The sequence below is a fragment of the Hyalangium minutum genome (assembly GCF_000737315.1).
Classification (GTDB): domain Bacteria; phylum Myxococcota; class Myxococcia; order Myxococcales; family Myxococcaceae; genus Hyalangium; species Hyalangium minutum.
Genome location: NZ_JMCB01000003.1, coordinates 687,033 through 701,186, shown reverse-complemented (window position 1 = coordinate 701,186; position 14,154 = coordinate 687,033). Strand labels below are relative to the sequence as shown.

Below are 14,154 nucleotides of genomic sequence, written 5' to 3'. Positions count from 1 at the left end.
TATTACAAATCGAGCATACGTCTTTGTTACTGCGCCGAGAGGGGATGCCGAGAACATGAACGCCCGCAGTCTGGCCTTGCGCCGAGAGGTCTCGAGAGCAGTTCTCGTGGGGATGTTGCTCACTGGCCTGGCAGCCGCTCACGGGGCACCCGCTCCCGCCGGGTTCACCCTCTTCGAGAGTGGTCAGGTCCGGCCGCTGGCGCTCTCTCCGAACGGAAGGCTCCTCTTCGCCGTCAACACGCCGGACAACCGCCTGGAGATCTACAAGGTGGAGAACACCGGCCTCGTTCATCGCTCGTCGGTGCCCGTGGGCCTGGAGCCCGTCGCGGTTGCTGCTCGCAGTGACACCGAGGTCTGGGTCGTCAACCACCTGTCCGACAGCGTGAGCGTGGTCCGCTTCGACCTGGACGGGGAGGACGGGGCCGTCGCGCGGACGCTGCTGGTGGGGGATGAGCCGCGAGACATCGTCTTCGCCGGGCCTCTGAAGCGGCGCGCCTTCATCACCGCGGCCCACCGCGGGCAGAACGCTCCTTTTGATCCGCAGCTGACCACGCCGGGCGTCGGCCGGGCCGACGTCTGGGTCTTCGACGCGGACAACCTGGGCAACACGCTGGGCGGCACGCCGCTCACCATCGTCAACCTGTTCAGCGACACGCCGCGGGCGCTGGCGGTCACAGCGGATGGCTCGCGCGTCTACGCGGCCGCGTTCCACTCGGGCAACCGCACCACGGTGCTCCACGAGAGCATCGTCCCCAACGGCGGCGAGGCCGTGGGAGGTGTCCCAGGTCCAAACGTCAACGTGCAGGGCGCTCCGGGTCCCGAGGTCTCCGTCATCGTCAAGTACAACGGCCAGGACTGGGTGGACGTGCTGGGCCGCCCGTGGACGAGCAAGGTGCGCTTCTCGCTGCCGGACAAGGACGTGTTCGCGATCAGCGCCTTCTCCAACCCGCCAGCGCCGGTGCCCAACCCGAGCGGCTTCTTCACCGGCGTGGGCACCATCCTGTTCAACATGGCCGTCAATCCGGTGAACGGGAAGGTCTACGTCAGCAACACCGAGGGCCGGAATGATCTGCGCTTCGAGGGCCCCGGCACCTTCGCCGGAAGCAGCCTGCGCGGGCACCTGCACGAGAGCCGCATCACCGTGCTGAACCCGAGCAACGCCACCGTCACCCCGCGGCACCTCAACAAGCACATCAACTACAGCACCTGCTGCGCGCCCATCCCCAACCCGGAGAACGAGAAGAGCCTCGCGCAGCCGCTGGGCATGGCGGTGAGCTCGGATGGCAGCACGCTGTATGTGGCGGCCTTCGGCTCCTCGAAGATCGGCGTGTACGCCACGGCGGCGCTCGAGGCCAACACCTTCGTGCCGAGCACGACGAACCAGATCACCGTGAGCGGCGGCGGCCCCACCGGCATGGTGCTGGATGAGTCGCGCCAGCGCCTGTACGTGCTGACGCGCTTCGACAACGCGATCTCCGTCATCAACACCGTCACCCGCCTGGAGATCTCGCACCTCCCCATGTACAACCCCGAGCCTTCGAGCGTGGTGGAGGGCCGCCGGTTCCTCTACGACGCGAAGAACAGCTCCAGCCATGGCGACTCGTCGTGCGCCAGCTGCCATATCTTCGGGGACTTCGACAGCCTCACGTGGGATCTCGGCAACCCGGACGCGCTGGTGAAGACGAACCCGAGCCCCATCGTCCCGGTGCTGCCCGAGTTCGGCAACGACCCGACATTCGGTCAGGACACCCGCTTCCACCCGCTGAAGGGCCCCCTGGCGACCCAGAGCCTGCGCGGCATGGCCAACCACGGCCCCATGCACTGGCGCGGCGATCGCAACGGCGGTGACACCGCACCGAGCGCACAGCCGGACAGCGGCGCGTTCAACGAGGAGGCGGCCTTCAAGCAGTTCAACCCGGCCTTCAAGGATCTGCTCGGGCGCAGCGCGCAGCTCAGCCCCGCGGAGCTGCAGAAGTTCACCGACTTCGCGCTCCAGATCATGTATCCGCCCAACCCGATCCGGAACCTGGACAACTCGCTCACGCCGAACCAGCAGGCGGGCAAGGACTTCTTCATGAACGTCACGAGCTTCTTCCACGGCTCGTGCGCCGCGTGCCACACGCTGGATCCCAACGCCAACGCCAGCAAGGGCCGCTTCAAGGGCTTCTTCGGGACGGATGGGCGCTCGTCCTGGGACGCGGAGCCGCTGTTCCCCAAGGTGCCGCACCTGCGCAACATGTACCAAAAGGTCGGCATGTTCGGCGCCGGCTTCGGCTTCGGCTCGGTGGGCGAGGATCCCTTCCTGGGCGATCAGGTCCGCGGCATTGGCTACAACAGTGATGGCGCCATCCCCACGCTGTTCCTCTTCAACAGCGGCTTCGACTTCGACCCGATCTTCAACCAGCCTGGTATTCCACTCACGCCCGAGGGGACCCAGGCCAAGAAGGATATGGAGCAGTTCATGTTCGCCTTCGACAACAACCTGGCGCCCATCGTCGGCCAGCAAGTGACGCTCACGGCCACCAATGCGTTCGTGGTGGGCCCTCGCATCCTGCTGCTCAAGCAGCGCGCGGAGGCGGGGGAGTGCGAGCTGGTGGCGAAGGGACGGATCCTGGGCCTGGAGGTGGGCTTCCTCTATCTGGGCGGTGGGCTGTTCGCGAGCGATCGGCAGGCACAGCCCCATGTCGCCGATATGAGCCTCCGCACCTCGGTGGCCGAGAGCATCGGCGCGCTGACGTTCACCTGCGTGCCGCCGGGCTCGGGCGTACGCATGGGCATCGATCGGGATCTCGACGGTGCGCTCGACGGTGACGAGTGGGCGGCTGGGACCGATCCCGCCAATCCCTCCAGCAAGCCGTGAGGATGAGTCGCGTGCCTGCCGTCAAGGCTCCAGGGTCGCTGGCTCGCTCCACGCTCATCCGCATGGGCGTGCGAATCGGGGTGATCATCGCCCTGACCACGTTGGTCAGCTATCTCCATATCTTCCGCTCCTTCCGCGACGAGACCCTCGTGCAGATGGAGCGGACGGTGGCCGAGCGCACCCAGCGGGAGCAGGCCATCTTCGTGCTCGCGCAGGACAACCACGCTGTCCTCAAGCAGGCCCTGGCGGAGCGGCTCGAGGCCTGGAGCCAGCAGGATCCCACCGCCGCCTTCGAGCGCCTGTTCTCGGCGCTGCCGGATGGGACGATCCGCAACAACCCCCAGGGCTTCGACGGCAGGAAGATGCCAGGAGTCTTCGTTCCCAAGGGAGTGCCGCTGGACGCCGAGCTGCGCCGCCGGATCCTGGCGTCCTATGAGGTGGTCTCCCAGTACGGGCCCGCCTTCCATGTCCGCTTCACGAGCACCGGCGTCACGCTGCCGGAGGGTCCAATCATTGGGTACTTCCCGGAGGGGCCGACCTACTTCCAGGACCTGGAGCCCACCTTCTCGTGGGTGTCCATGGAGTACTTCAAGCTCTCGCAGCCGGAGGCCAACCCGAAGCGGGAGTCCCTCTGGACGGGCATCTACGAGGATCCGCCCTCGAAGATCTGGTTCGTCACGGTCTCCACGCCGCTGGACGTGGGCGGCCGCCATGTCGCCACGTTCAACCATGACGTGCTGCTGGCCGATCTGATGCACCGGACGATCGGTGACCACTTGCCCGGCGGCTACAACGTCCTCTTCCGGGACGACGGGCAGCTCATCGCCCACCCGCTGTTGAAGGTGAAGAGCGGGGCAGCGCCCTACAACCTGCTGAACGATCCCCGGCCGCCGGAGCAGGTCTTCGAGCAGCCGGGCACCGGGGCGCAGCGCGCGGATCTGCGCACCATCTTCGAGCGCGTCAAGGCCCGTGAGCCCCAGCAGAGAGTCCTGGAGCTGCCGGAGCGTGAGCTGTACGTCGCCGTGGGGCGGCTGGAGGGCACCGGGTGGACCTTCGTCACGGTGCTGCCCGAGAGCGTGGTGTCCTCGGCCGCCTTCCAGGTGGCGCGCTACGTGCTCCTGTTCGGCATGTGCTCGCTGCTGATCGAGCTGGGCATCATGTTCTGGGTGCTGCGGCAGCAGATCACCCGCCCGCTGGTGGGCTTCACGCAAGCGGCGGACCAGGTGGCGACGGGCAACTTCCAGGTGAAGCTGGAGTCCTCGCGCGACGACGAGCTGGGGCGGCTGGCCAACGCCTTCGAGCTGATGGCCCACGAGGTCCACCAGCGCGAGGAAGCTCTGCGGCAGGCCAACGAGGGCCTGGAGCAGCGGGTGGAGGAGCGCACCAAGGAATTGCAGGAGGTCCACAAGCAGTTGGTGGAGACGGCGCGGCAGGTGGGCCGGGCCGAGATCGCTACCAACGTGCTGCACAACGTGGGCAACGTGCTCAACAGCGTCTTCACCTCGGCGGTGGTGGCCCGGGAGCGGCTGGGCGGGCTGAAGATCGACAGCGTGGAGAAGGTGGCTTCCTTGCTCGAGGAGCACCAGGGCGATCTCGGGAACTTCCTCTCGAAGGACGAGCGGGGCCGCAACGCCGTGCCCTTCCTCAAGCGGCTGGGCACCCACCTGCAGTCGGAGCGCCAGGAGATCCAGAACCTGCTCGCCGAGCTCAGCCGCCACACCGAGCACATTGGCACCATCGTCAAGCTGCAGCAGCGCTATGCCCGCACGCCGCAGAAGTTGGTGGAGACCGTGGATTTCTCGGAGCTGGTGGAGGATGCGCTGCGCATCAACCATGCCGCGCTGACCCGTCATGGCGTCGACGTGGAGCGGGATCTGGCGCACCTGCCTCCCGTCCTCACGGAGAAGCACAAGCTGCTGATGATCCTCGTCAACCTGATCAGCAACGCCAAGTATGCGCTGGAGGTACGGCCCGAGGGCGAGCGGATCCTGACGATCCGGCTGACCCCTCCGGCCGAAGGGCGCTTCCGGCTCGAGGTGAGCGACAACGGCATGGGGATCGCGCCGGAGATGCTCACCCGCATCTTCCAATACGGCTTTACCACCCGGGAGGAGGGGCACGGCTTCGGCCTGCACTCCAGCGCGCTCGCGGCCCAGGAGATGGGCGGCACCCTGACAGCGCACAGCGAGGGGCTCGGCAAGGGCGCTACCTTCCGGTTGGAGCTCCCCTATACCCCCGAACAACAGGAGGGACTCTCTCATGCATAAGCGGCGGATCCTGGTCATCGACGACTCCGAGGACATCCACAAGGACTTCGCCCGGCTCCTGTGTCCGCCGAAGGCGGAGGACCTGGACGACCTGTCGCAGATGGAGGCGTCGCTCTTCGGAGCGCCGTCCTCGGGTGGGGACTCCAGCGAGCCCATCGAGCTGGACTCGGCGTTCCAGGGGCAGGAGGGGCTGGCCAAGGTGCAGGAGGCCCAGGCGGCGGGCCGGCCCTATGCGTTGGTCTTCCTGGACTACCGCATGCCTCCGGGTTGGAACGGCTACGAGACGCTGCGGCGCCTGCACCAGGTGGCACCCTCGGTGCCGGTGGTGCTGTGCTCGGCCTTCTCCGACTTCTCCTGGGAGAAGATGGACAAGGAGTTCGCGGGCGCGCACGTGCTCAAGGAGCTGCGCAAGCCCTTCGACAAGGGCGCGCTCCAGAAGCTCGTGCGCACGCTCACAGAGCCAGGAGTCTCTTAGCGAAGCCGACCCGACGGGTGGGTCGTACTCCTTTGGTGGTACGGCCTGTTCCGAGTGCCCGGCGTACCTTGCCTGTGTCGTCCTCAAGGCAGGTGAAATGAAACGCACTCAGACAGCACTGGCCCTCTCGGGATCCTCTCAAAGCAATGGCAGCCGTCGCACCTCGTCCTCTCATCAGAGAGACCTGCGGCGGCAGGAGCAGCGAATTCGGACCACGCTCGGCAATGCGGCGCGGATGGCGCGCCTGCGCTCCGGGCTCACCCAGGCGGATGTGGCCGAGACCATCGGCACGGTGACGGAGGTGTATGGGCGCATGGAGCGCGGCAAGCTGCTCCCCAGCGTGCCCACGCTCTTCCGGCTCTGCCTGGCGCTCCAGAGCGGCCCGCATGAGCTGCTGGGGTTCTCCCCCGTGGGCCGCTCCAAGACGAAGGCCTCGGGGGTGGACCTCAAGGTCCCTCGAAGCCTGGGAGATACGCCGGAGGTCCGCCGCCTGATGCGCCGCCTGAGCCGGCTCGAGCGCTCGCAGCTGCGGCTGGTGCAGCTGATCGTGGCCTCGCTCGTGGAGCGGCGGATGAAGGGGAAGAAGCCCGCTGCGGCGGCCTGAGCCCTACCGCTGCGCCACCACCACCGGCTTGGGGGAGGGGAGCACGCTGGCGTAAGCGGCGAACAGCTGCCCGGTCCGCGCGAAGGCCTTCCCCCCGCCCGGAGCCCGCAGCGTGTCGTTGAGGATCTTCCCCGTGTTCGGATCCTTGCCCACCTTGGGCTGCGACAGGTTCATCCGGTAGCGCACCACGCCGCGCTTCACCCGGTGGATCACCGTCACGGTGCCGTCCGCGTCCACCTGATCCACGATACCCACGTGGGTCAGCCCGTCGTTGCGCCGGCCATCCTTGTTCTGATCGTACGTCTCGCGGAAGAAGACGAGATCGCCGGGCGTGGGCTTGCCGCCGTTGTAGACACGGCCGTGGTTCAGCGCGTACCGGTAGAGCGCGGTGACGCCGTTGTCGCCGGGCTTGGAGCCGCTCTTCATCGAGATGCCCGCCTGCGAGTAGACGGCCTCCACCAGCCCAGTGCAGTCGCTGGGGTAGGAGCGGCCGCCCACCTTCACCTGGGGCTTGCCGACCAGCCCGCGCGCCGCGCTCAGCACCGTCTCCCGCGCATCCTTCGCCGTGCCTGGGCTCGACACCGGCTGGGTGCGGCGCTTCTCGGGCTTGGCCACGCGAGGAGGGGACTTCGGCTTGGAGGCATCGCGATTCGGGGCCTCGGCGATCGCGGTGGGGGGCGCTTCGTCCTCTTCGGACTCGGGGATGGGACGAGGCGAGGCCGCCGGAGTCGCCGGCCGGTAGCGGTAGCTCTCGAAGAGCATCTGCCCGCCCAGCGGCGCCCTCGCGGCACCCGTAGCGCATCCCGTCAGCCACACCAGCCCCGCCAGCAGCGCGATGTTCCTCATGTGCCCTCCGTGTAAGTCCACCTGCTACATGGTCGTGCCGGTGGGCTGTGTCGTCAAAAAACCTACCCAGACAACCGGGCGTCGAGGCTTGGGTTTTCGGTTTGGGGAGCGGTGGGATAATGGTGGGAGTGATGCCCAGGCTCTTGACACTCGCCGTCTGTCTGCTCTTCACGGGTTGTGCGTCCCAGGCGTACCAGCGCGCGAAGGACGCGGACACGGCGGAGGCCTACCGCGACTTCCTCCGGGAGCACCCGAAGGACGACATGGCCGAGCCAGCGCAGGCGCGCCTCGAGGAGCTGGAGTTCACGCAGGCGCAGAAGCTCCACACGGTGCTGGCCTACAAGCGCTTCCTGGAGGCCTACCCGGAGGCCACGCAGGCGCGTGCGGCGGGCGCGCTGCTGGAGGGCCTGCGCTTCAACGCCGCGAAGGAGGCGGGCACGGCCTCGGCGTGGCGGCAGTTCCTGGCTGAGCACCCCGAGGGAGCCCACCGCGAGGAGGCCCGGGCGCTGCTGGCGGAGGCCGAGCGCCAGGAGCTGTCCACGGCGGACGATCCGAAGCGGCTCACGGCCTTCCTGCGCGAGGCGGGCGATGATCCCCGGCGGCAGGAGATGGAGACGCGGCTGGATGATCAGATGTTTGCCCAGGCGAAGGCCTCGGGGGCCACGAAGCTCTTTGCGTACCTGAAGGACTTCCCGGCGGGCCAACACCGCGAGGAGGCCAAGGCGCTGCTGCTCTCGATGGAGGTGGAGGGCTTGTTGGTCTCGGGGCTCATCGAGGAGGCCGAGGCGCGCGTGAAGGCGCATCCGCTGGGACCGAAGCTGGCGGACTTCCCGGCGCGGCTGGCCCGGGCGAAGGCAGCCCGTGAGGCGCTGGCGTCGCGCGAGCCGCTGGCCCAGGCGTCGTCCGTGGGCTTCTACCTGAGGGATCTGGGCGATCTGCAGCAGGCGCTCGGGTCGACGGATCCGCTGGATCGCTGGCAGGCGGCGGAGGAACTGGGGCAGCACGTCTCCGTGCGTGCACTGGATCCGCTGCTCAACGCATTCCGTACCGCTCGCAATCCGCTGATCCGCCTCTACGCGCTGGAGAGCCTCCAGACCGTGCTGCGGGCCCTGCCGCGCGCGGTGGCCGAGTACGAGGTGGCGATGCGGCTGGAGAGCCTGCGCGAGCGCGCCGGGAGCGCGGAGGTGTACCTCACCATCGCGGCGCTGCTGGATCTGACGGGGCAGCTGGAGCAGGCCTCGACGGAGTACCAGCGCTCCTACGACAGCGGGAACCCGGATCCGGTGGTGCTCCGCCGGTGGGTGAAGATCCGCCAGGAGCGGCGCCAGTCGTTCTCGGCGGCGGTGGCGGCGCGGCAGCTGGCGCTCTGGGCGCATGGGTTGGCGAAGGAGGAGGTGGTGTCTTCGGAGGGTGGGGTGCCGCTGGCGTCCGCCCGGCAGCTCTGCGCGGCGGCGGAGAATGCGCGCTTCGCGGTCGAGGCCATCGCCCAGGCCCGCAAGGAGGCCACGGAATTCCCCGAGGATCTCAACAGCTTCGAGCGCGCTGCGGCGGATGCGGTGAAGCTCTCGGAGGCGCGGCTGGCGGATGCGGAGCTGCTGCTGCGCGAGCAGAACCCGAGCGTGCGCCTGTGCCGGGATCAGCAGGTGCGCGAGCGCCTGACCGAGGCGGTGAAGGAGCGCACGGCGGCGCTGGAGGCCGTAGGGACGAAGCTGCCGAAGCTGGCCCCGCTGCTCTTGGAACTGGCGAGGGATCGCGATCCCTCTCCTCAGGTCCGTTCGGTGGCGGCGGCGCGGCTGAGCGCACTGTCGGCCCGCGGAGACTGAACGGATTTTCCCTGCCCGCCCGCTGAGTGGGCATTAGAGTCCGAGGGCTCATGGCCACTCGCACCTACACGCTGAAGGTCCCGCAGGGCACGAAGCCGTCTCTGCGGATCGACTACGCGGGGCTCCTGAACGAGGAGCAGCTGCGGGCCGTGGAGGCGGGAGACGGGCCAGCGCTGGTGATCGCGGGGGCGGGCTCGGGCAAGACGCGCACGTTGACGTTCCGGGTGGCGCGGCTGCTGGAGAGCGGGGTGCCTCCCGAGGGCATCCTCTTGCTCACCTTCACCAACAAGGCCGCGCGCGAGATGACGCGGCGGGTGGAGGAGCTGGCGGGCGGCTTCGTGGACGTGCGCAAGCTCCTGGGCGGCACCTTCCACCACGCGGCGCACACGCTGCTGCGCCAGTTCGCGCACAACCTGGGGTTCTCCCAGTCCTTCACGGTGCTGGACCGGGAGGACGCGCGGGATCTGATGGCCTCGTGCGTGGCCGAGCGGAAGATCTCCCGCGAGCGGCGCTTTCCCCGGGCGGAGGTGGTGCTGGATCTGGTGTCCACGGCGATCAACCTGCAGCGCTCGCTGTCGCAGGTGCTGGTGGAGGATCGGCCGCAGTTCCTGCCGCTGGCGGAGGAGGTGCTGGCGGTGGCGGTGCGCTTCCAGCAGCGCAAGCTGCAGATGAACCTGATGGACTTCGACGATCTGCTGCTGCACCTCAAGCGGCTCCTGGCCGAGCACGAGGCGGTGCGCACGCAGCTCGTCGAGCGCTTCCAGTGCGTGCTGGTGGACGAGTACCAGGACACCAACCGGCTGCAGGGCGATCTGGTGGATCTGCTGGTGGGGGAGCGGAAGAACCTGACGGTGGTGGGGGACGACTGCCAGTCCATCTACAGCTTCCGGGGCGCGGACTTCACGAACATCATCGACTTTCCCCAGCGCTACCCGGGGTGCGGCGTGTACCCGCTGACGCGCAACTACCGCTCCACGCCGGAGATCCTCCAACTGGCCAACGCCTCCATCGCGTTCAACCAGCGCCAGTTCACCAAGAAGCTCACAGCGGAGCGCGCCAGCAGCGCCAAGCCGGTGCTGGTGCCCACGAAGGACGTGGACGAGCAGGCCGCGTTCGTCGCCCAGCGTGTGCTGGAGCTCCGGGACGAGGGGACGCCGCTGGAGGAGATGGCGGTGCTCTACCGGGCGCACAGCCACTCCATGGAGCTGCAGCTGGAGCTGACCAAGCGGGGCATCCCGTTCCGAGTCCGCTCCGGGGTGCGCTTCTTCGAACAAGCCCACATCAAGGACGTGCTCGCCCACCTGCGCTTTGCCTCCCATCCGGGGGATGAGCTGGCCTTCAAGCGGGTGGTGAAGCTGGTGAACGGGGTAGGGCAGGCGACGGCGGAGTCCCTGTGGACGGCCCTGGCGGCCCTCCCGCCGGAACAGCCCCTCCACGAGCGGCTGGGCCACCCGGATGTGCGCCGCCACGTGCCACGGAGGGCCTCGTCGGGCTTCACCCGCTTCACGGCGATGATGGCCCGGGTGAACCGGCCTGAGTCCACGCGAACCCCCGGCCAGCTCATCGAAGACATTCTCACGGGAGGCTACAGCGAGTACCTCCGGGCCGAGTTCACCGCCGAGGAGCGCCGCGAGGACGACATCCGTCAGCTGGCCGAGTACGCCGGCCGCTTCGAGGACCTGGCGCGCTTCCTGTCCGAGATCGCCCTGGTCTCCGAGTTCTCCGCCGAGGACGCCATCTCCGGTGAGGAGCCGGACGAGTTCCTGACGCTCTCCACTGTCCACCAGGCCAAGGGGCTGGAGTGGAAGGCCGTCTTCGTCATCTGGCTGGTGGAGGGGCGCTTCCCCATGATCACGGCCATCCGGAACCCGGAGGAGGAAGAGGAGGAGCGGCGCCTCTTCTATGTGGCCGTCACTCGGGCCAAGGACGAGCTGGCGCTGATCTACCCGCTGACGACCAACCCCCAAGACGGGGCGCGGATCATCCTCCGCCAGTCGCGCTTCATCGAGGAGCTGCCGGTGGGGGATGACGCTCCGTATGACCGGCTCATCCTGGAAGCGTTGGAGACCCCGATGCTCCCTCGCATGGGGGGGGAGAAGGCGCTGCCAGGAGGGGGTTCGACGGGCCCCTCGGAGCCCGAGCCAGAGCCAGGGGACTAAGGGGTGGCGGCCAGAAACAGGCATGCCGCGTTCTGTCGTGGTACAGAAGAAGAAGGCGCTGCCTCTACCCTGGCCAGCGCCTCTCGATTTCCATGGCGGACAAACCTCGCATCATCGGGATTGACCTGGGCACGACGAACACGCTCGTGGCCTCCGTGCGCAACCGCATCCCGAAGATCGTCCCCACCGACCGCGGCAACCTGATCCTGCCGTCCGTGGTCGCGCTGTCGCAGAAGGGGGACATGCTGGTCGGCGGCGTGGCCAAGGATCAGATGGTCACCAACCCCAAGAACACGCTCTACGGCACCAAGCGCCTCATCGGCCGCAAGTACCACTCCAAGGTGGTCGAGGAGCTCAAGAGCTACTTCAACTACGACATCGTCGAGGGCCCGGAGGGGGACGCGGCGGTGATGCTGGGCGGCAAGACGTACAGCCTGGAGCACGTGGCCAGCCTGATTCTGAGTCAGGTGAAGACCATCGCCGAGCAGTTCCTCGGCGGGCCTATCCAGGAAGCCGTCATCTCCGTCCCCGCCTACTACAACGACAACCAGCGCAACGCCGTGAAGGAAGCCGGCAAGCTGGCGGGCTTCGACGTGAAGCGCATCGTCAACGAGCCCACCGCGGCCGCGCTGGCCTACGGCTTCAACCGGGGCCTGGATCAGAAGATCCTCGTGTACGACCTGGGTGGCGGCACCTTCGACGTGTCCGTGCTCCAGCTCACCGGCAATGTCTACGAGGTGCTGGCCACCGGCGGCGACACCTTCTTGGGCGGCGTGGACTTCGACAACCGCGTCATCGACTACGTGCTGGAGAAGTTCCTCGAGGAGCACAAGATCGATCTGTCGAAGAGCCCCATCGCCATGCAGCGCATCAAGAACGCTGCCGAGGCCGCGAAGATCGATCTCACCCTGCGCCTCAACGTGGTCATCGATCTGCCGTTCATCGAGGAGCGCAAGGGCAAGCCGCTGGACCTGCGCATCCCGCTCACCCGCGACATTCTCAACGGGCTCACGGGCGACCTGGTGGACCGGACCTTCAAGCTCTGTGACGAGGTGCTCGCGGAGAAGGGCATCAAGCGCTCGGACATCGACGAGATCATCCTCGTGGGTGGCCAGAGCCGCATGCCGCTGGTGCAGCAGAAGATCCAGGAGCACTTCGGCAAGCCGCCGCGCAAGGGCGTCCACCCGGACGAGTGCGTGGCCCTGGGCGCGGCGCTGCTGGCGGACTCGCTGGGCAGCATCGACTCGGTGACGCTGCTGGACGCGGTGTCCATGCCCATTGGCTACGGGCTGCCCAACAACCGCGTCAAGCGCATCATCGACAAGAACACGCTCATTCCCCTGGTGAAGAGCTTCCGGCTGCCGGGCCCGAACCCCGCCACCTCCCAGTTCATCGAGCTGGACATCTACCAGGGCGACAGCGACCTCATCGTCGACAACGAGTACCTGGGCACGGTGCGCCTGCCCGCCTCGTTTGCCGGGAAGAAGATCGACTTCAAGCTGACCGAGGAGTGCCTCCTGCAGGTGATGGTGGAGGAAGCCGACGGCATGAAGAAGGTGGATCTGGCCACCCGAGACACGCCCGAGGCGCTCAAGAAGGCCATTGAAGAGGCGCTCGTCAAGGAGCCGCCTCCGTCCGAGACGAAACAGTCCGAGGAGGGGGGCGGCCTCTTCTCGAGCATCTCGAAGGTGTTCCGCCGCAGCAGGTAGCGGGAGAGGCGATGCCGAAGTTCCCATCCAAGGAGTGGTGTGAGGAGGCGGTGCGGCTGACCAACGCGGACCCCGAGGCCGCCATGGCCGGCCAGGGCTGGACCGGGGACTTCGGGGCCGTGGTGGACCCCGAGCCCGGCAAGCTGGCCCGGGTCTTCGTCGTCCACATCGTCCCCAAGAACGGCCGCATCGAGAAGATGCGCGTGCTGGACGATCCGGACGATCTGGACGAGTTCGAGCCCGCTTATGTGGCCCGAGCCTCGTACACCGTATGGAAGGAGCTGCTGGCGGGCACCCTGGACCCGGTGGAGGCGGTGCTCAAGCGCCGCATCTCGGTGAAGGGCGATCTCCAGCCGCTCATTGAGCGGATGCGGTACAAGGGCATCGCGGACCGTGTCTTCGCTGCGCTGAAGACGGAGTTCATCGACGACAGGTGAAGGGCCGCGGAGGCATCTTCGAATGGGCATTGGCAAGGAGCTGAAGAAGCGGGCCCTGGGCGTCACAGCCAAGGCGATGGAGAAGCTCATGGCGGACGAGAAGCGCGCCATGCAGGTCGCCAACGCCCTTGGGAAGGTGCAGCGGGGCAAGCAGGCCCTCGACAAGGGGCAGGAGGAGCTGATGCGCGCCTTCCACTTCGCCCCCAAGAGCGACTTCAAGGCGGTGGGCAAGAAGCTCTCCAGCCTCAAGCGCCGCTTGCGCGAGCTGGACGAGAAGCTCGGCACCCTGTCGGAAGAGACGGACGGAAAATAGCGTTTGACACCTGCGGGGGCGGATGGCATTTACCCCCGCGTCGCACAGCGCCACGGGCGTATAGCTCAGCGGTAGAGCACTGCCTTCACACGGCAGGGGTCGCAGGTTCAAACCCTGCTGCGCCCACTCGGTACAGAAGCCGTGAGTCCGGGAGAAATCCCAGGATTCACGGCTTCTTCCTTTTCTGGCTCCCTGTGCCCGGTACTCGCCATTTGCCCGGCGCGGGGTATCCGCTGGTCGGCAAACGCCCTCCAGGGATCTCCCGGTCCAGGCAACACCGACTGATCTCCATGCGACACTGGAATGTGGGGGAGAGTGCTGAGTGATGCCAAACGTACGGTTTACATGGAACCAGGAGGGGCAGGTGACGGCCCTCGCGGAGCCACCGGACGACGTCCTCGCGGACTACCTGGCCGAGGAGGTCCGCAACGACTCGCGCCAGTGCCGCCGCCTGCTCGACATCATCCGCGCCCTGCGCCGGGGCAGCCACTCGTGCTGGCTGGCCGAGGGCGAGGCCTGGCACGTGAACCTGACGAAGGGGCGCGCGGTCATCGAGAGCGAGTTCGCCGTCCCGGGCCGCGCGCGTGAGCTGACGCTGGGGGAGTTCGAGGAGCTGGTCCAGTCCTGGCTCCGGTTCCTCGAGACCCCCCGCTGAGCCCGC

11 protein-coding genes and 1 tRNA gene are annotated in these 14,154 nt (G+C 67.6%); 11 read left to right on the top strand and 1 reads right to left on the bottom strand.

The window, feature by feature from the left end:
- Nucleotides 1–55: 55 nt before the first annotated feature.
- From DB31_RS09405 to DB31_RS09390, 4 genes are all read left to right on the top strand, one after another.
- Nucleotides 56–2,860, top strand: coding sequence for a YncE family protein (locus DB31_RS09405; RefSeq protein ID WP_044185471.1), 2,805 nt, complete (start codon nt 56–58; stop codon nt 2,858–2,860).
- 2 nt (nt 2,861–2,862) lie between these two features.
- On the top strand, nt 2,863–5,127 hold the full coding sequence (locus DB31_RS09400; protein ID WP_083968090.1) for an ATP-binding protein: 2,265 nt from the start codon (nt 2,863–2,865) through the stop codon (nt 5,125–5,127).
- The gene (locus tag DB31_RS09395) at nt 5,120–5,602 is read left to right on the top strand and encodes a response regulator (RefSeq protein WP_044185468.1); all 483 of its coding nucleotides are present in this window, start codon (nt 5,120–5,122) and stop codon (nt 5,600–5,602) included. Before DB31_RS09400 ends, DB31_RS09395 begins: the two co-directional genes overlap by 8 nt.
- 184 nt (nt 5,603–5,786) lie before the next feature.
- Nucleotides 5,787–6,206, top strand: coding sequence for a helix-turn-helix domain-containing protein (locus tag DB31_RS09390; RefSeq protein WP_338034291.1), 420 nt, complete (start codon nt 5,787–5,789; stop codon nt 6,204–6,206).
- A gap of 3 nt (nt 6,207–6,209) precedes the next feature.
- On the opposite strand, the gene DB31_RS09385 is transcribed toward DB31_RS09390, so the two are convergent.
- Nucleotides 6,210–7,052 (bottom strand): CHAP domain-containing protein, encoded by an 843-nt coding sequence (locus tag DB31_RS09385; protein WP_044185461.1) that lies wholly within the window; start codon nt 7,050–7,052, stop codon nt 6,210–6,212.
- Nucleotides 7,053–7,183: 131 nt separating this feature from the next.
- Here DB31_RS09385 and DB31_RS09380 point away from each other — a divergent pair, with 131 nt between their 5' ends.
- From DB31_RS09380 to DB31_RS09350, 7 genes are all read left to right on the top strand, one after another.
- Nucleotides 7,184–8,875 carry a HEAT repeat domain-containing protein gene (locus DB31_RS09380; RefSeq protein ID WP_240486606.1) on the top strand — a complete coding sequence of 564 codons (1,692 nt, stop codon included), beginning with the start codon at nt 7,184–7,186 and terminating at the stop codon, nt 8,873–8,875.
- Nucleotides 8,876–8,925: 50 nt separating this feature from the next.
- Entirely contained in the window at nt 8,926–11,034 is a 2,109-nt protein-coding gene (locus DB31_RS09375) for an ATP-dependent helicase (RefSeq protein WP_044185454.1), read from the top strand.
- Between the two features lie 92 nt (nt 11,035–11,126).
- Nucleotides 11,127–12,743 (top strand): Hsp70 family protein, encoded by a 1,617-nt coding sequence (locus DB31_RS09370; RefSeq protein WP_044185452.1) that lies wholly within the window; start codon nt 11,127–11,129, stop codon nt 12,741–12,743.
- Nucleotides 12,744–12,754: 11 nt separating this feature from the next.
- Nucleotides 12,755–13,180, top strand: coding sequence for an SCP2 sterol-binding domain-containing protein (locus tag DB31_RS09365; RefSeq protein WP_044185449.1), 426 nt, complete (start codon nt 12,755–12,757; stop codon nt 13,178–13,180).
- A gap of 22 nt (nt 13,181–13,202) precedes the next feature.
- Nucleotides 13,203–13,493 (top strand): hypothetical protein, encoded by a 291-nt coding sequence (locus DB31_RS09360; protein WP_044185446.1) that lies wholly within the window; start codon nt 13,203–13,205, stop codon nt 13,491–13,493.
- Nucleotides 13,494–13,547: 54 nt separating this feature from the next.
- A tRNA-Val gene (locus tag DB31_RS09355) sits at nt 13,548–13,619 on the top strand.
- A 199-nt stretch (nt 13,620–13,818) separates the two neighbouring features.
- Nucleotides 13,819–14,148 carry a YacL family protein gene (locus tag DB31_RS09350; protein WP_044185443.1) on the top strand — a complete coding sequence of 110 codons (330 nt, stop codon included), beginning with the start codon at nt 13,819–13,821 and terminating at the stop codon, nt 14,146–14,148.
- The last annotated feature ends 6 nt before the right edge of the window (nt 14,149–14,154 follow it).